The organism is Streptococcus raffinosi (genome assembly GCF_030284685.1).
Lineage (GTDB): Bacteria > Bacillota > Bacilli > Lactobacillales > Streptococcaceae > Streptococcus > Streptococcus raffinosi.
Window position 1 is genome coordinate 138,876 of sequence record NZ_JASUZV010000003.1, and the last position, 17,165, is coordinate 156,040.

Sequence of the window (17,165 nt, forward strand, 5' to 3'; positions counted from 1 at the left end):
TGTGACCTCCTAATAACATATTTACTACTACCATTATACACGAGAATAATGAAAAAAGGCCAACAAACCTGAGTCTGTGCCTTTAATTAGTTTCCAAATAGAGCTTCCGTAACATTATGTTGGATATTCTCCCACTCTTGCTCTGCACGAACCATCTTACGATGGAAATCAGCACGGCCACGTAAATAAGCGGCAATCTGATAATCTTGCTTAACAATTGGTATCTCAGGGATTTTAATATCCAAGAGGTCAGCAGTCGATAAGTTGAGGACGGCCTTACCCTTATCAGCATAATCTAAATAAGTACGTCCAATATCAGTCTCAAGGAAAAATTTGATGTAGAACCCACGAAGTTTTTCTTTAGGACGAAGAACTGTAATATTTGATGAGGCAACCACTTCACGTTTACCTTGATCCTCAAAAACAGCTACTTTTTGCACTGTCCCTTTTGAAGCGATGAGGACATCACCATCCTCTAGCAAAAACCGTAAGAGCTTACGACGTTCTTCAGAAAAAGTTTTAAGGTCTTTATATGAAATACCGCTTGGTGTCATATCCGATAGATTAATGACAGCAAATTCGCCAGGTTCTGCCTTAGCAGGGACAGCTTTGCCTTTGAACTGGTCAACAACATCACCTAAACGAATAAGCTTATCAGTATTAGCTTCATAATTGACAATCAATTGAGGTCTTTCTTTTTCAGTCATTGAATCTCCTTTCTTATATTCGAGTATCCTTAATGAGTATTGCTATACAATAATAGCAAGAAGCTAATACTTTTGCAAGTAAAAACTGCAATAAATATAAAATAAAAAAAGAGACTAGGTCTCTTAATTACAAGCTCTTAACGGCTGCTACTGCTGCTTCATAGTTTGGATCTGTATTAATATTTTCCAGATATTCCACGTAAGTAATCTTGTTATCAGCATCAGCTACTAAAACAGCACGCGCTAATAGGTGCCATTCTTCAATAAGAACACCATACGCTCTTCCGAAGCGGTTATCGTAGTAGTCAGAAAGCATAATAGCATTTTCAAGTCCCTCAGCACCGCACCAACGAGCTTGTGCAAATGGTAGGTCTACAGAGATAGTAATTACCACAGTATCATCTAGTTCTGATAACTCTTTGTTAAAAGTACGTGTTTGCGTTGAGCAGATACCTGTATCAATAGATGGAACTATAGAGATAACTTTTTTCTTTCCATCGAAATCTGATAGTGATTTTTGACTTAAATCTGTTGTAGTCAATGTAAAATCACGCAAAGTATCTCCTACTTGAAGTTGTTTGTCTTCAGCTACTGTAACTGGTTTTCCGATAAATGTTGGCATAATATTCCTCCAATAGTTTTTCTTTATTGTACTTTAAATACTAGAACATGACTAACCATTTGCTTATAAATTTTTAACAAAGAGCATTTCATAATCACAGAAGATATATCTATCTGCGAACTTCCTTTCGTAATAAGCATGTATTTAATTACTTTTGAGGAGCTTTATCATAGAAACGTTGTATTATAATACCACCATTTATCGATAGTTTGATTTTAAAAATGTTGAGATGTTTGCTGCTTAAATCTCTTTAAGAATGTGATGTTATAGCTTATTTTAATATGTGATTCAAGCTATCCGAAAAAGACCCAACTAGATGCTGAGTCCATTCGTATTATAATACTTTTAGATTTTTTCCAAGGCAAGTTTCAAATCTTCAATCAAATCATCTGCATTTTCCAAACCGACAGAGATTCGAATTTGATTTGGAGTGACACCGCAGGCAAGCAAATCTTCTTCTGCCAATTGTTGATGGGTTGTTGTTGCAGGGTGAACAACCAATGATTTTGCATCGGCAACGTTGGCAAGGTCTGAGAAGATTTCAAGGTTATCAATGACTGTACGAGCTTCATCTTGTCCGCCCTTAACATGGAAAGTGAAAATAGAACCTGGTCCTTTAGGGAAGTATTTTTGTGCCAAGTCATAGTAAGGACTTGATGGCAATCCAGGATAGTTTACTTTCTCAACTTTTGGATGGTTTTCCAAGAAATCTACGATTTTTTTCGTATTTTCGACGTGGCGTTCTACACGAAGTGAGAGGGTTTCAAGGCCTTGCAAGAGCAAGAAGGCATTGAAAGGTGCCAAGGCTGCACCTGTATCACGCAAAAGTTGTGTACGGAGGGCAGTAATAAACGCTGCTGCACCGACATCACGTGTATAACTGATATTGTGGTAAGAAGGATCTTCATCCACCAATTGTGGGAATTTACCTGAAGCTTCCCAATCGAATTTACCAGAATCGACGATAAGGCCTCCGATAGTTGTCCCATGTCCACCGATAAATTTAGTCGCAGAGTGAACCACGATATCTACACCATGAGAAATAACGTTAATAAGATAAGGTGTACCGAATGTATTGTCAGCCACCAATGGAATCTTATGACTGTGAGCGATGTCAGCAATCTTTTCAAAATCTGGAATGTTGATAAGTGGGTTACCCAAAGACTCAATCAAGACAAGTTTTGTATTTTCTTTGATTGCAGCTTCTACTTCTTCAGGATTGTTGACGTCAACAAAAGTTGTTGTGACCCCATAACGTGGGAGTGTTTCTTTCAAGAGGTTAAAAGTTCCACCATAAAGCGTTGTTGCAGCAACAACATGATCTCCAGCGTGTGCCAAACCAAGTACTACATAAGTGATAGCAGCCATACCTGAAGCAGTTGCCAAGGCACCAACACCACCTTCTAGTGCAGCAATACGGTCTTCAAGGACTGCTACAGTAGGGTTGGTAATACGAGTGTAAATGTTACCAGGTTTTCTAAGGGCAAAGAGGTCTTCACCTTCTTGAGCATTATCAAAAACGTATGAAGTTGTTTGGTAAATAGGAACCGCACGTGATTTAGCTTCCTTATCAGGGGCTTGTCCAGCATGCAATTGTAGGGTTTCAAATGAAAATTCTCGTGTCATATGTGTTTCCTCCAAAACAAAAGTTGCCTTCATTCTACACCTAGCAAGTCAAGCTGTCTAATAGAAATTTCTTATCATAGTGATAGATAGGGTTTATAAAAAGAACCTTTCGGTCCTTTTATTTCTTTTCAATGGGTGCAACACTTGCTAGAACTTTTTTAAGTCCCACCTCTGGGAATTTAATTTTAAGTTCTTGGGTTTTACCACTACCAGTCACTTCTAGGACAGTTCCGTCTCCCCACTTCTTGTGATGGGCGATGTCGCCAATTTCCCAGTCTGTTGCTGTCTTGCTTGAGTCAGATGTTTTTCCGAATGGTAGCCCTCCGGTAGCTTTTGAAAATGGCTGAGCGCCAGTATGTCTTTGCGGTTGTGCATTGGCTTTTCTGATCTGAAGCGCTTGTTGTAAGCTCATCCCCTGACCAAATTGTGTTGGTTCATCCTTTGTAAAACGAACACCAAAAGATGAATTAGCAGGACGTGCAAGTCCTTGATATTGCAATAAATCATCTGAGATTTCTCGCAAGAAACGACTTGGACGGTTGTAATTAGTCTTACCAAAAAGCGTACGAGTATTGGCATTGGTTAGGAAAAGAATTTCTTCAGCACGGGTAATTCCTACGTAAGCCAAGCGACGTTCTTCTTCAAGCTCATCTGGCTCTTCTGAAGCACGCGACAAGGGAAAGACGCCTTCTTCCATACCAATCAGAAAGACAACTGGAAATTCAAGCCCTTTAGCAGCGTGGAGGGTCATTAAGGTTACTTCTGCTGCTTCGACATCACCATCGTCCGTGTCAGCAATCAAAGCCAGATCGTTCAAGAAACGTCCTAAACGGTCAATACCCGTCTCGTCTTCGGTCTCATCTGTATTGGTTTCGTCGAAATTCTTGGTTACAGACATGAACTCTTCGATATTTTCAATACGTGCCTGACTTTCAAGCGTTTGTTGCATTGAAAGCGCGTCTAGATAACCAGATTGGTCCAAGACAGCTTCAACAACTTCGGTAATACTTAAGTCATTTAGCTTGTTGCGTAGATTCAGAATAACATTAGCAAAGTCATAAACGCCTTGAGCTGCTTTCCCTTTAATCGGTGACAACATAATATTAGCGGAAGCATCTAGAAGACTCATATCCTGCTCGTAGGCAAAGGTACGAATCTTTTCAAGAGTACCAGGACCGACCCCACGTTTCGGTTCATTCACGACACGTTCAAAGCTAATATTATCCGCAGGGTTGGCAATCAAGTTCAGATAAGAAATGACGTCACGAATTTCTTTACGACTGTAGAACTTGGTACCTCCAACCATGGTATAAGGAATATTAGACTTGAGCAAGGCTTCTTCAATGGTACGAGATTGGGCGTTGGTACGGTAGAGGACTGCAAAGTCTTTAAAGTTCTTACCTTCTTCACGAACGACGTTATTAATCGTTGAAGCTACGAAAACAGCTTCATCCCGCTCGTCATTAGCACGGTAATAAACGATTTGTTCTCCGTCATCATTTTGAGTCCAAAGTTTTTTAGGACGGCGGTTGCGGTTGTTCTTAATCACCTCGTTGGCCGCTTGGAGAATTTTCTTAGTCGAACGGTAATTTTCTTCCAGGAGAACTACCTTGGCTTCGGGATAGTCTTTCTCAAAATCAAGAATATTTTGCATATCAGCCCCACGCCAACCGTAGATTGATTGGTCTGCATCACCCACGACACAGATATTCTTAAAGCGAGAAGCCAAGAGTTTCACTAACTGATATTGAGCATGGTTAGTATCTTGGTACTCATCCACATGAATGTACTGATAACGTTGCTGATAATAAGCGAGCACATCTGGATTTTTATCAAAGAGACGCAAAGTCATCATAATCAAATCGTCGAAATCCATGGCCTCACTACGACGAAGCTCTTCTTGATAGGCTTTGTAACATTTAGCAACGATTTGGGTGTACATGTCGCCAGCCTGATGTTCATATGCCACTTCATCTAAAAGGTCGTTTTTAGCATTGGAAATCGTCCCTAAAATAGCACGCTCATTCCATTTTTTAGGATCAAGATTAAGATTCTTGAGAATACGCTTCATCAGAGTGCGTTGTTCTCCAGGATCCACGATAGTGAAGTTTCGGTTATAGCCAATATGGTCCGCTTCACGACGAAGAATTCGCACGCACATACTATGGAAGGTCGCAATCAAAGTTTCTGAAGTTGCTGGATTTAAAGCCATAGCACGTTCACGCATCTCACGAGCTGCTTTATTGGTAAAGGTGATGGCCAAAATATTCCAAGGATTGACCATTTTTTCGTCAATTAGGTAGGCAATGCGGTGGGTAAGTACTCGTGTCTTACCGGAACCTGCACCGGCCATAATCAAAAGAGGTCCTTCAGTCGTTTGAACTGCTTCTGATTGTTTATCATTCATACCGTTTAATAATGGGTTCATCATGTTCTCCATTCTCAAAAATAAGCTCTACTATTTTATCATTTTTCCGATGAAAATGCAGACTGTAGTCATGATTGTCATCAAATTCTCTAAACTTGAGTTGCTTGTTTCAAACTAGGATATTTGCTAGACATTCTTGATATGATAGCTAAGCTATGTGAGATTTACTTGTTCTTGTGCAATAATGAAAACGTAATATTCGGATTTTTTAGGCTAATTAAGAAAATAGGTATTGACAGTGTTCGGTTTTTTCGGTAAGATATAGTCACAATAAAATATTAACCGAATGACATCATCAGGATGACTGGTGATTGACGGACTTCTGGAGAGAGCTTGAAGCAGCTACTGCTGTTTACAAGACACCGAAGGGGCAAGGGATAACACCCGAAACTCTCAGGTAAAAGGACAGAAAGCATTGCAAGTTTTTAACTTGTATGAATAGCTTTGTATTTTCAGAGGTCTGGTTAAGCCAAACCTCTTTTTTGGCGTCTCGGTTTAAGGAGATTCTAAACTTATGTTAGACTTTTTCACTTCCATTGATGACTTTGTATGGGGACCTCCCCTTCTTGTCCTTCTTGTAGGAACTGGTATCTACCTTACAATCCGTCTAGGACTTTTGCAAATCATTCGTCTGCCTAAAGCCTTTAAACTTATCTTTGCTGAAGATAAAGGGGAAGGTGATATTTCTAGTTTTGCAGCCCTTGCGACAGCTCTTGCTGCAACTGTCGGTACTGGTAATATTGTCGGGGTTGCAACAGCCATTAAGACTGGTGGACCTGGTGCCCTTTTCTGGATGTGGATTGCTGCCTTCTTCGGTATGGCAACTAAATATGCCGAAGGACTTTTAGCTATCAAATTCCGTACACTTGACGATCAGGGGAATGTCTCTGGAGGTCCAATGTACTATATTACCAATGGCTTTAAAGGGAAATGGCAAACAATCGCTAAGCCTTTGGCCTACTTCTTTGCCTTTGCCGGTGTGCTTGTCGCATGGTTGGGTATTGGTACCTTCTCACAGGTTAACTCAATCACAGCATCTCTTCAAAACAGCTTTGATTGGTCACCAAAAATTGTCAGTGTGATCTTAGCCCTTATCACTGCTGCTATCATTTTCGGTGGTATTCAATCTATTTCAAAAGTATCTGAAAAAGTTGTGCCATTTATGGCTGGTCTTTACATCATTGCTGCACTTATTGTCATCTTTGCTAACTTCAATCAGCTGTTCCCTGTGCTTGAAATGGTTTTCCAATCAGCCTTTACTGGTAAAGCTGCTGTCGGAGGTTTTGCTGGAGCAACTGTCATGGTCGCAATGCGACTTGGTATTGCGCGTGGGGTATTTTCTAATGAATCAGGTCTTGGTTCTGCCCCTATCGCCGCTGCTGCAGCCAAGACTGAAGAACCTGTTGAACAAGGTTTGATTTCTATGACAGGTACCTTCATCGATACTATCATCATTTGTACCCTTACCGGACTTGCTATTCTCGTAACTGGACAATGGTCTGGTAGCTTAGAAGGGGCACCAATGACACAAGCGGCCTTCTCTTCTGTTTTCGGAACTTTTGGAGAAATTGCCCTAACACTTTCTTTAGTCTTGTTTGCCTTTACGACAGTTCTAGGTTGGTCGTACTATGGGGAACGTTGTTTCGAATTTATCTTCAAATCTACCAAATTCCTCTCATTCTATCGTCTTGTCTTTGTAATCATGGTTGCTCTTGGTGGCTACCTAACACTCGATGTTGTTTGGAAAATTGCGGATATCGTAAACGGCTTGATGGCATTACCTAACTTGATTGCCCTTCTGGTCCTCTCACCAATTATTATCAAAGAGACCAAATCATATTTTGAACGTCACAAATAGTGAAAAGAGCTCAGGCTCTTTTTTCTTGTCTTTATCAGCGCCAATTCTTGCGACTACTGCTTATTTGCGTTACAATGAAATAAATTCGTTTTAACACAAATAAAGAAACATTCAAAGGATAAAACATGTCAATTACCAAAGAATTTGATACTATTACAGCTATTTCAACCCCTTTAGGCGAAGGGGCTATCGGTATTGTTCGCTTATCAGGAACAGATGCTATTGCCATTGCTAATAAGATTTTCAAAGGGAAGAATCTTGAAACCGTTGATTCTCATACCATCAACTATGGTCATATCGTGGAAAATGATGACATCATTGATGAAGTCATGGTCAGTGTCATGCGTGCTCCCAAAACCTTTACCCGTGAGGATGTGGTAGAAATCAACACACACGGCGGAGTTGCGGTAACTAATGAAATTCTGCAACTCCTTATCCGTTCTGGAGCTCGTATGGCTGAACCTGGTGAATTTACCAAGCGTGCCTTCCTAAATGGCCGTGTGGACTTAACTCAGGCTGAAGCTGTAATGGATTTGATTCGCGCCAAGACTGATAAGGCTATGGCAGTTGCTGTCTCGCAACTTGATGGCTCACTCAAGAATCTCATTAACAATACCCGCCAAGAAATCCTTAATACTTTAGCTCAGGTGGAAGTTAATATTGACTATCCTGAGTATGATGATGTTGAAGAGGTTACCACAAATCTTGTCCGTGAAAAAACGAAAGAGTTCCAAGCACTTTTAGAAAATCTTCTTGCCACTGCCAAACGAGGAAAAATCCTACGAGAAGGTCTTTCAACGGCAATTATTGGTCGTCCAAATGTCGGAAAATCAAGTCTTCTCAACAACCTCCTACGTGAGGAAAAAGCTATCGTTACAGACATTGAAGGGACCACTCGTGATGTTATTGAAGAATACGTTAATATCAAGGGTGTTCCACTTAAGTTAATCGATACGGCTGGTATTCGAGATACTGACGATGTTGTCGAAAAAATAGGTGTAGAGCGTTCTAAAAAGGCCCTAGAAGAAGCTGATTTGGTCCTTCTTGTCCTTAATAGCTCCGAGCCATTAACTGAGCAAGACCGTACCCTCCTTGACATCAGCCAAAATAGCAATCGCATCATTCTCCTAAATAAGACTGACCTTCCTCAAGCTATCCAACTTGAAGAACTTCCCGAAGATATCATCCCAATTTCAGTCTTAAAAAATGAAAACATTGATAAGATTGAAGAACGTATCAATCAACTCTTCTTTGATAATGCTGGTTTGGTTGAGAAAGATGCTACCTATCTTTCAAATGCCCGTCACATTTCTCTTATTGAACAAGCTCTTGAGAGCCTTGAAGCCGTTAATCAAGGTCTTGAATTAGGCATGCCGGTTGACCTACTACAGGTTGATATGACACGTACCTGGGAAATTTTGGGAGAAATTACTGGTGATGCTGCTCCAGATGAACTCATTACGCAACTCTTTAGTCAATTCTGTCTAGGAAAATAGACATAACTAAATTTATGTAAAAAGATACTCCGTTATCTTTTTTCTTTTTATGGTGAAGTTTTACATAATTTTAGTTACGTAAATATAAAACCAAACTATTCCATTTATAATAGGGTGTTATGATTATTGGAATAGTTTTAGACCATATAAAAAACACCTGAAACACTTGGTTTCAGGTGTTTGACAGTGTTAAGAAAGACAAGTTTACAACTGTAATTAGCCCATTACTTTTCTTGTCATGTATACTGGCTTAGTTTTTCGCTTTACCTCTGTGTTTACCACTTAGTCCAAAGATAGTAAGTAACATACCAAGGCCAAGGAGACCAGCATGTGAGCTCTTGTCACCTGTTGTAGGAAGAACTTCGCCTTGAGCTGAAGCTTCTGTTACTTTTTCTGTTTCTTTAAGGGCTTCATTTGTTGTTGACACAAAGAAGACTTTACCGTTTGGTGTCGTTACTACTTTAGAAACCACAGGTTTAGTTGTTGTTAGTTCTTTAGCAACATCCGATGGAGTAACTGAACTTAATGGATTAAGCGTAGGTTGTTCTGCTTCATCTTTCTTAGTCAATGCAGCATAATTAGCGCTTGAAATTGAAATGGTACGTGAATTTGGATTAATGACAGCATATTTAGAAAGGTCTGCTGATGCCAAATAATCAGCAAAGATAGAATCCATTGAAGGCCCTTCTTCACGTGGTCCACCCAGCATTGTGTAGCCATCACCACCAGCAGCCAAGAAATCATTGGTTACAAGATAGTAGGTTTCAGTTTTGTCGAGAGGCTTGTAGGCTTTAGTTTCTGGATCTAAAATGTCAATAGAAAGGATACGTTTTTCTGTAGGAAGGGTGGTGTCATAATAGACACGAGCTCCTGCTTCTTGAAGGAAACCACCTGAAGGTTCAAGTAAAGGTTGACCATTTTCATCAAGAACATTTTTACCACTTTCATCAACTTGAAGAATAGAACCAAGAGACTTGACGAACATATCATAGATGTTTTGACCAGTAACCTGAATTTGAGCAACAGAGTTACCAAATGGCAGAACAGCAATAATATCTCCCTTTGTCACAGGTTTATCTTTGGCAATCGTTTCACGAAGACCACCGCCGTTAGTCACTGCAAGATTAGATTTGTGGCTAAAACCAGATTGACCGTAATCCAAGAGAGCATCTGCGACAACATTACCAAGATTGGTTTCACGAACACGGACATCCATTCGGTCACCACTCAGTTTGACAGGGCTGTTTTCAATAACAACTTTTGACGAATCAGCCTTGTATTTAGCTTGGATATCATCAAGCATTGCTTTAAGCGTAGGGTTAACTTGGTAATTCTTCTTGGCTTCGTCATGTGTAATCACTCCATGTGACAAAATACGATCAGAATTATAGACAATACGGCCGACATTATTAAGGTAGCTACCTGTTTGATTGTAAGTGACGTTATCGCCGTAAGTTGCTGTATGAAGAGTATGTGAGTGCCCATCTAGAACAAGTACACGTTTACCCTTAAGTGGTGCATAATTTGAAAGTGCTTCCGCCAAAGTTGAACCACGCCACTCAACAGGAGTTGTTGTATCAATACCTAAGTGAGCAAGAACAATGTAAGTTTTGTAATCCTTACCTTCGGCACGAGCATTTGATTCGACTTGATCAATAACAGCTTCGACTTCTGAAATAGGATCTTTAAAAGTCACACCAACAATGTTTCGAGGGTGTGTTTTAGTGGCTGTTTCAGGGGTAGTGACACCGATAACAACGACTTCATCACCATCAACACCAGGTGTTTTATCAACGATTGTAGATGGTTGGAAAAGACGAACACCATTGACATAGACGTTAGATGTGATGATTGGGAAATTAATCTGTTTGCTCAAACGGCGCAATTGGTCAAGTCCAAAGTCAAATTCATGGTTACCAACGGTCATAGCGTCATAGCCGACCGCATTCATGACTGTAGCCATATCCTCACCCTTAGAACTATTTGAAATAGGAAGACCTTGGAAAGAGTCTCCAGAATCAAAGACAAGGGTTGTTCCTTTTGAGCGATAATCATTGACGATGCCAGACAAGAGCGCATCACCAATAACACCATTTCGGTCATCCTCCACCATACGACCATGGACATCGTTGGTGTGAAGGACTGTGACCGTATCATTATTAGTACTTGTGCTAGCATTTGTCACTGTTTCTGTTGCTGGTGTAGCAGCTGCAGTTGATGTCGCTGTTTCACTTGCACTAGGAACTGCAGATACACTAGGTTCACTTGTTGGAGTTGCAAGTGTCGATGTTGCGCTAACAAGTGGAGCGGCAGACTCACTTGATGCAGTTGAGTCTGCTGTCGATGCTGCATTTGTAGTGGCTGGTGTAGCTACTACTTCTGTGCTTGGAGTTGTAGCATTTGCATTCGTTTCTACCTCGTCAGCTTGGACAGCATTTGCCAAGATTGCAGTTGAGACGAGTAAGGTTGAGAGAGTCGTTGCAACGACAGTTTTCTTCTTCATTCCAAAATACCTTTCTGATGTTAAATCGTTTTTATTATACCACATATTATAAGATTAGAATTAAATATTTTTCACTATTTGATTAGAAATTCAATCGTTATGTCTCAATAATTAGTAAGTTGCCAAGCGTTTTTCAAGATGATTTTGAAGCAATTCCAATGTGAAGCTCAAGGTCCAATAAATGAAGGCAATCAGGATATACATAGACATGTAGTCATACTCACGACCCCCGATAATCTTAGCATTTTGGAAAATGTCTGGTACTGTAATCATAGCAGCCAATGAAGAACTTTTAACCATATCTATGATGACATTTCCAAGTGGTGCTACTGCAATACGCATGGCCTGAGGTAAGATGATGTGACGAATAATAGACTTCTTTGGCAGTCCCAAGGAGCGAGCAGCTTCCCATTGTCCCTTATCTACAGCAGAAATAGATGAACGGAGAATCTCAGCCATATAGGCAGCACTTACACTGGAGAAACCGATAAAGGCACAAAGAAGAGCGGGCAACTGGACACCAACATAAGGCAGGCCAAAGTAAAGAATGAAGAGCACAACCAACATGGGGACACCACGCATGATGGAAATGTAAATCCGGGCAGGGTATCTTAACCATGACTTTTGCGACATCCGCATAAAGGCAAGGAGAATCGCAAATAAGTTCCCAACGATAAAACTCAAAATGGAAATTCCTAAAGTGTAGGGCAATCCTGATAGAACGTAGGGAATACTTTTAAAAATCAGCTGAAAATCAATAATCATAAGTCTATCTTTCTAAACATTTCTTTAGCAAATAAGCGACCCTAATGGATCGCTTATATTATTCGACATCAGAGATATCAATATTAGTATAGTTAACTTTAGTTTTCTTTGTAACGTCTTGACCAGCAAAGAATTTCTTTGAAATCTTGGTAAGAGTACCGTCTTTTTTCATGTCTTTAATGGCTTTATTAACTTTTTCTTGAAGGACTTTATTCTTCAAAGAGAAAGTAAAGCTAGTTGAATAAGGGTTACTGTAAATGCCATCGTTGATTTTTACAGGGTATTTATCTTTAACCGCAGCTACGGCCATCTTTTGCAAGTAGTAATCGTTGACAATAACGTCTGTACGACCATTTACCAAGTCTTGCATGTAAACATCGTTGGTAACATTGTCATAAACAACGAGTTCAGCCCCCATCTTCTTAGCAATCTTCATGTATTTGGTACTTGCGGCACCAGCTGCTTTTTTACCTTTGAGGTCTTTCCATGAAGAGATGCCTGAGTTATCAGAGTCACGGACTACCATTGAAGTAAAGGAATACTTGTATGGCTCAGAACGCAAGAATTTTTTAACGTTCTTATTGTCATCTTCAAGTGAGTAGTTGGCAATGTCTACTTGACCACTATTTACAGCTGTAAGCATTCCGTCTACACCCATTTCAGTGAAATCAATCTTCAACTTGAGGCGTTTTCCAACTTCCTTAAGAATCTCAACATCGTAACCAGTCAGATTATTCTTGTCATCGTGGTAAGTTTGTGGGTAGAGGGTTCCTGCAGTCGCAACCTTGATAGTCCCACGTTTTTCAATCTTTTCCCAATTCTTCTCGCCTGAACTTTGTGACGAACAAGCGACCAAAAAGACCGCAGCCAATGCTAGGCTAATAACGGCGAAAAATTTCTTTTTCATCTATATCTTTCTCCTTAAAAATAAAAATTGAGGTAAGTTAAAAACTTATAATACAAGCCTACACTATTTGAAAGGGTTTTACAAAAAATTGAACTGAGAAAAAATTTTCTAACTAAAAATCGAAGCTTCTTCCATTTCTTGAGCAATTTGTAACAAAAGGTCTTCACGTCCCTTGGCAGCCGTCAGTTGAACGCCAAGCGCAAGTCCTTGCTCATCACGATAAACAGGCAAAGAAATTGAAGGTTGCCCGGTCAGGTTAGCCTGTTGCGTGAAAGGTGTCCAATCTAGACTATCCGCAAACATGTCCCAGATAAGCTCCTGTTGCTTTTCCCACTTGTAATCAGCTATGTGCTTAAGTTTCGTCTTCAAGCTTTCTGAAAGAGCAAATTATCCTTGTTTAGGTGCCACATCTGCAACTGTAGGTGCCAGTAAAATATCATAAGTTTCATGAAACTCTGCCATCTGATGGCTATACTGATCCCACTGAGCGAGGACCTGGGAGTAAACTTTAGCTGGAATCTTTTGACCAGATTGAAAAATAGCCCAAGTCATCAATTCCATATCATCAAGCGTCATCTGACGGCCCAGACCAGCTTCAATGCCATCGAACATGGCAGCCGTCTCAACACTATTCATAAGGTAATAAGACTGTATGGCCTCAATACCATTTAAGGGCTGTTCCGTCAATTCGTGGACTTGGTGTCCTAGGTTTTCCAGTGCTCTAACGGCCTTTTTAGTTGCCCTTATAGCAGATTCTGAAACCTTACCACCAATTGGAGAGGCAGTCGAAAATGCAATTTTCAAGGGCTTAATTGGCTGGTCTAAAACTTGCTTGCTTAGCTTAGGTAAGATAAATGGACTTTCCATCTGACAAGTCTGCATGTGGTAAAGCAAGCGTTTTGTATCTCGAACAGTCTTTGTCAAAGCAAATTGGACAGAAGCTCCCTGCCATCCACGGAAAGAGCCAGGACCTACAGGAATTCGTCCTCTAGTTGGTTTAAGACCGATGAGGCCATTAAAAGAGGCTGGAATACGGATAGAACCTCCACCGTCACTAGCTGGAGCCAAAGGCGAAATGCCTGAACTTACAAGTGCAGCTGCACCACCACTCGACCCCCCAGCATTGCGTGTTACATCATCAGGAAGATTGACAGAACCATGAATCTTGGCATCACTAATATTTTTGAAACCAAACTCAGGCGTATTGGTACGCCCCAAGATAAGAAAGCCAAGGTCCTCCAGTTTCTTAACATAGTTATCCGTTTCCTTAGGTCGAAAGTCTGTAAATAAGCGAGAACCTGCAGTCGAAGGTTCACCAGCCTGATCTTGACCTAGATCCTTGAGAAAAATTGGAACCCCAGCAAAAGGCTTATCTAAAAAATTTTTTGTATCCGCTTCTACCAAAGCTTTCTCATAGCGTTGACTGACGATAGCATTAATTTTGGGATTCGTCATCTCTGCTTCACGGATAGTGGTCTCTACTAATTCACGAGGACTGACTGTCTTATTTCGTACTGCTTCAGCCATTGCTGTCGCATCCGACCATTCATTTATTAACATCGCATACTCTCCCTACAGGTAATCTGTAATCAATTATACTAAAAAAAGCGAAACGCCTGAAACGTTCCGCCTGAAATCTGGGAATTAGTCTTGCCAAGTTTCTTGATTTTCTTTAAATTTTCTCAAAAGATTGAGTCCGTCTGCAGTGATGTATCCTTGAACCTTAGCAACTTTAATCAACTCACTGTAGTTTGAAAGAGTAACTAATTTAACACCGGCATCCGCAAAGTTTTTCTCAGCTTTTGGCAATTCGTAAGTAAAGATAGCCACAACACCGATAACATCAGCCCCTTCACGCTCTGCAGCTGCTACAGCATCAAGGACAGAGCCACCAGTTGAAATCAAATCTTCAACAACAACCATCTTTTCGCCCTTAACCACACGACCTTCGATTTGGTTACCAGCACCGTGATCTTTTGGTTTGCTACGAATATAGGCAAATGGAAGGTTCATCTTGTCAGCGATGATAGCACCGTGAGGAATACCAGCAGTTGCAGTACCAGCAATCACTTCTACTTCTGGAAATTCTTCCTTAATCTTTTCCACAAAACCATTTTCAATCAAGGTACGTGTTTCAGGATAAGACAAGGTAATACGGTTATCCGTATAGATTGGTGATTTAATACCAGACGCCCATGTAAATGGCTCTTCAGGTTTAAGGTAAACCGCTTTGATATCTAGCAAGTCTGAAGCGATTTGTGATGCTAATGTCATAATTATTTTCCTCCGTAAAGCGTTTTCTACTCTTTATTATAACCTAATTCAATCTATTTTCCTATGAAATAAGGTCTTTTTGAAAATTTATTGACCGTTCCATTGGGCCTTGATGTCGTGATAAGCTGCTACTGGATCATCAGCTTGCGTAATTGGACGACCAACAACAATGTAATCTGAACCAATTTGACGAGCATCGGCAGGCGTCATGACACGTTTTTGGTCACCAACTGCTGCTCCTGCAGGACGAATACCAGGTGTCAAACAAACGAAGTCTTCATTTGTTGCGTCTTTGATTTTGGCGACTTCGTGTGCTGAGCAAACAACACCATCAAGACCTGCTTCAGCCGTCTTCTTAGCATAATGAACCACTGATTCTTGAAGTGTCGTTTGGATATTTTGGAAATCATGCATTTGTTCCTCAGAGGTAGAGGTCAACTGTGTCACTGCAATCAAGATTGGACCATCACCCAAGCCTTCACGCGCAGCCTTCATCATTTCTACACCACCAGCCGCATGCACATTAGTCATATCAACGCCAAGATTAGACAAAACACGCATTGCAGATTTGACAGTATTTGGAATATCGTGAAGCTTAAGGTCAAGGAAAACACTATGGCCAAGATCTTTAACATAGCGAACAATCTCTGGACCAGCCGCATAGTAAAGTTCCATACCAATCTTTACATAGAGCTTTTCATCAGCAGGAAACTTAGCAAGGAATGCCTTCACATCCTCAAAAGTAGGGAAATCAAGGGCAATAACAGGACGATTTTCTCTCATTTCTTATATCCTTTCACACAAAAAACCTCCGCCAGTCAGCGAAGGTTGCACGAAAACAGGGCAGTCCCTACCCTTTAGTGATGCCGTAGCATCTCAGTACACCTTTCTCGCCTCTCTGGACTCGATTAAAGGTTCAGTTCAATTTGTTCCATTATAGCGCTTTTATAAGGGAATGTCAAAGGGGGATGAAAGTAATTATTCCTTTGTTAAATTCCTTAAAAATGCTATTTATCTTTTATTTCCCCAACAAGTCTGTTCGAACTTCCTTACGCAAGTCTTCAAGTGTTGTGATACCGTATTTGTCCATAACTTCAGGGAGTCGGTCAATGATTTTAGGGCAAGCATATGGATCTGCGAAGTTGGCTGTTCCAACACCGATGGCTGAGGCACCAGCGATAAACATTTCGATAGCCGCTTCGGCACTGTCGACGCCACCCATACCGATGATTGGGAGGTCTGATGCTAGAGCAACTTGACGGATAAGTTTAAGGGCTACTGGGAAGACGGCTGGACCCGACATACCACCTTGACCGTTGGCAATGATAGGTTTGCGAGTTGCCAAGTCATAGCGTGTACCAACCAAGGTGTTAATCATTGTGAAGCCTGTCGCACCGGCATCTTCGACTGCTTTGGCGACACTCGTGATGTCAGCCACACTCGGTGTCAGTTTGACATAGACGGGCACATCAGAGTGAGAGACACTGGCTTTTACTGCCGCATAGGCAAGCTCTGGGACTTGTCCGATGAGAAGACCATTATTGCCATGGTCCACGTTTGGACAGGAGATATTGAGCTCGATAGCCTTGACGTTACTGGCTTTGGAAATCTTGTGAGAGACTTCCGCATATTCTTCGTTAGAAAATCCAGCCACATTGGCAATGATTGGAAGCTTTGGATAATGCTCCTGCAACCAAGGAAGTTTTTCAGACAAGACAGCGTCAACACCAGGATTTTGAAGTCCAATGGCATTAAGCATGCCTGATGGTGTCTCGGCCACACGGGGTGTTGGATTACCGAAGCGAGGATTAGCAGTCGTTGCCTTAATCATGATGGACCCAAGTTTGTCCAAATCATAATACTTGGCATACTCTTGACCAAAACCAAAGCAACCTGAGGCTGGGATAATAGGATTTTTCAAGTCGAGCCCTGGAAGGCTAATAGCTAAACGATTTTCTGAATTCATCTCTGACATGGTA

General features: G+C 40.9%; 12 protein-coding genes, 1 pseudogene and 1 riboswitch. Of the genes and pseudogenes, 2 read left to right on the top strand and 11 right to left on the bottom strand.

Annotated features, from left to right (window positions below):
* Positions 1-86: 86 nt before the first annotated feature.
* From QRD39_RS03205 to pcrA, 4 genes are all read right to left on the bottom strand, one after another.
* The gene (locus tag QRD39_RS03205; protein WP_164376224.1) at positions 87-707 is read right to left on the bottom strand and encodes a restriction endonuclease subunit S; all 621 of its coding nucleotides are present in this window, start codon (positions 705-707) and stop codon (positions 87-89) included.
* A 127-nt stretch (positions 708-834) separates the two neighbouring features.
* On the bottom strand, positions 835-1,329 hold the full coding sequence (tpx, locus tag QRD39_RS03210; RefSeq protein WP_285955641.1) for a thiol peroxidase: 495 nt from the start codon (positions 1,327-1,329) through the stop codon (positions 835-837).
* A gap of 345 nt (positions 1,330-1,674) precedes the next feature.
* Positions 1,675-2,955, bottom strand: a complete 1,281-nt coding sequence (locus QRD39_RS03215) for an O-acetylhomoserine aminocarboxypropyltransferase/cysteine synthase family protein (RefSeq protein ID WP_285955642.1) — start codon at positions 2,953-2,955, stop codon at positions 1,675-1,677.
* A 118-nt stretch (positions 2,956-3,073) separates the two neighbouring features.
* The gene (pcrA, locus tag QRD39_RS03220) at positions 3,074-5,383 is read right to left on the bottom strand and encodes a DNA helicase PcrA (RefSeq protein WP_285955643.1); all 2,310 of its coding nucleotides are present in this window, start codon (positions 5,381-5,383) and stop codon (positions 3,074-3,076) included.
* A gap of 312 nt (positions 5,384-5,695) precedes the next feature.
* A riboswitch (glycine riboswitch) is annotated at positions 5,696-5,802 on the top strand.
* Positions 5,803-5,897: 95 nt separating this feature from the next.
* On the opposite strand from pcrA, the gene QRD39_RS03225 reads away from it, so the two are divergent.
* The gene (locus QRD39_RS03225) at positions 5,898-7,241 is read left to right on the top strand and encodes an alanine/glycine:cation symporter family protein (RefSeq protein WP_002888394.1); all 1,344 of its coding nucleotides are present in this window, start codon (positions 5,898-5,900) and stop codon (positions 7,239-7,241) included.
* A 125-nt stretch (positions 7,242-7,366) separates the two neighbouring features.
* On the top strand, positions 7,367-8,737 hold the full coding sequence (gene mnmE, locus QRD39_RS03230; protein ID WP_285955644.1) for a tRNA uridine-5-carboxymethylaminomethyl(34) synthesis GTPase MnmE: 1,371 nt from the start codon (positions 7,367-7,369) through the stop codon (positions 8,735-8,737).
* Positions 8,738-8,987: 250 nt separating this feature from the next.
* Here mnmE and nt5e read toward each other — a convergent pair whose 3' ends face one another.
* The 7 genes and pseudogenes from nt5e to QRD39_RS03265 all read right to left on the bottom strand — a co-directional run bounded on the left by nt5e (position 8,988) and on the right by QRD39_RS03265 (position 17,161).
* Entirely contained in the window at positions 8,988-11,240 is a 2,253-nt protein-coding gene (gene nt5e / locus QRD39_RS03235) for a cell surface ecto-5'-nucleotidase Nt5e (RefSeq protein WP_285955645.1), read from the bottom strand.
* Positions 11,241-11,351: 111 nt separating this feature from the next.
* Positions 11,352-12,005, bottom strand: a complete 654-nt coding sequence (locus tag QRD39_RS03240; protein WP_021145352.1) for an amino acid ABC transporter permease — start codon at positions 12,003-12,005, stop codon at positions 11,352-11,354.
* Between the two features lie 58 nt (positions 12,006-12,063).
* Positions 12,064-12,912 carry a transporter substrate-binding domain-containing protein gene (locus tag QRD39_RS03245; protein ID WP_008534665.1) on the bottom strand — a complete coding sequence of 283 codons (849 nt, stop codon included), beginning with the start codon at positions 12,910-12,912 and terminating at the stop codon, positions 12,064-12,066.
* A 108-nt stretch (positions 12,913-13,020) separates the two neighbouring features.
* Positions 13,021-14,472, bottom strand: a pseudogene (locus QRD39_RS03250) (amidase).
* An 84-nt stretch (positions 14,473-14,556) separates the two neighbouring features.
* Complete coding sequence (pyrE, locus tag QRD39_RS03255; RefSeq protein ID WP_002888403.1) at positions 14,557-15,186, bottom strand: orotate phosphoribosyltransferase; 630 nt, start codon at positions 15,184-15,186, stop codon at positions 14,557-14,559.
* 87 nt (positions 15,187-15,273) lie between these two features.
* Entirely contained in the window at positions 15,274-15,969 is a 696-nt protein-coding gene (pyrF, locus tag QRD39_RS03260; RefSeq protein WP_022496378.1) for an orotidine-5'-phosphate decarboxylase, read from the bottom strand.
* A 235-nt stretch (positions 15,970-16,204) separates the two neighbouring features.
* Positions 16,205-17,161, bottom strand: coding sequence for a dihydroorotate dehydrogenase (locus QRD39_RS03265; protein WP_285955646.1), 957 nt, complete (start codon positions 17,159-17,161; stop codon positions 16,205-16,207).
* Positions 17,162-17,165 lie beyond the last annotated feature (4 nt).

Excerpts from the sequence above, each read along its gene's own strand:
- QRD39_RS03240 (WP_021145352.1), bottom strand. The coding sequence starts at position 12,005 with ATGATTATTGATTTTCAGCTGATTTTTAAAAGTATTCCCTACGTTCTA.
- mnmE (WP_285955644.1), top strand. The coding sequence starts at position 7,367 with ATGTCAATTACCAAAGAATTTGATACTATTACAGCTATTTCAACCCCT.
- QRD39_RS03205 (WP_164376224.1), bottom strand. The coding sequence starts at position 707 with ATGACTGAAAAAGAAAGACCTCAATTGATTGTCAATTATGAAGCTAAT.
- tpx (WP_285955641.1), bottom strand. The coding sequence starts at position 1,329 with ATGCCAACATTTATCGGAAAACCAGTTACAGTAGCTGAAGACAAACAA.
- QRD39_RS03225 (WP_002888394.1), top strand. The coding sequence starts at position 5,898 with ATGTTAGACTTTTTCACTTCCATTGATGACTTTGTATGGGGACCTCCC.
- QRD39_RS03265 (WP_285955646.1), bottom strand. The coding sequence starts at position 17,161 with ATGTCAGAGATGAATTCAGAAAATCGTTTAGCTATTAGCCTTCCAGGG.
- QRD39_RS03215 (WP_285955642.1), bottom strand. The coding sequence starts at position 2,955 with ATGACACGAGAATTTTCATTTGAAACCCTACAATTGCATGCTGGACAA.
- pyrE (WP_002888403.1), bottom strand. The coding sequence starts at position 15,186 with ATGACATTAGCATCACAAATCGCTTCAGACTTGCTAGATATCAAAGCG.
- QRD39_RS03245 (WP_008534665.1), bottom strand. The coding sequence starts at position 12,912 with ATGAAAAAGAAATTTTTCGCCGTTATTAGCCTAGCATTGGCTGCGGTC.
- pcrA (WP_285955643.1), bottom strand. The coding sequence starts at position 5,383 with ATGAACCCATTATTAAACGGTATGAATGATAAACAATCAGAAGCAGTT.
- nt5e (WP_285955645.1), bottom strand. The coding sequence starts at position 11,240 with ATGAAGAAGAAAACTGTCGTTGCAACGACTCTCTCAACCTTACTCGTC.
- pyrF (WP_022496378.1), bottom strand. The coding sequence starts at position 15,969 with ATGAGAGAAAATCGTCCTGTTATTGCCCTTGATTTCCCTACTTTTGAG.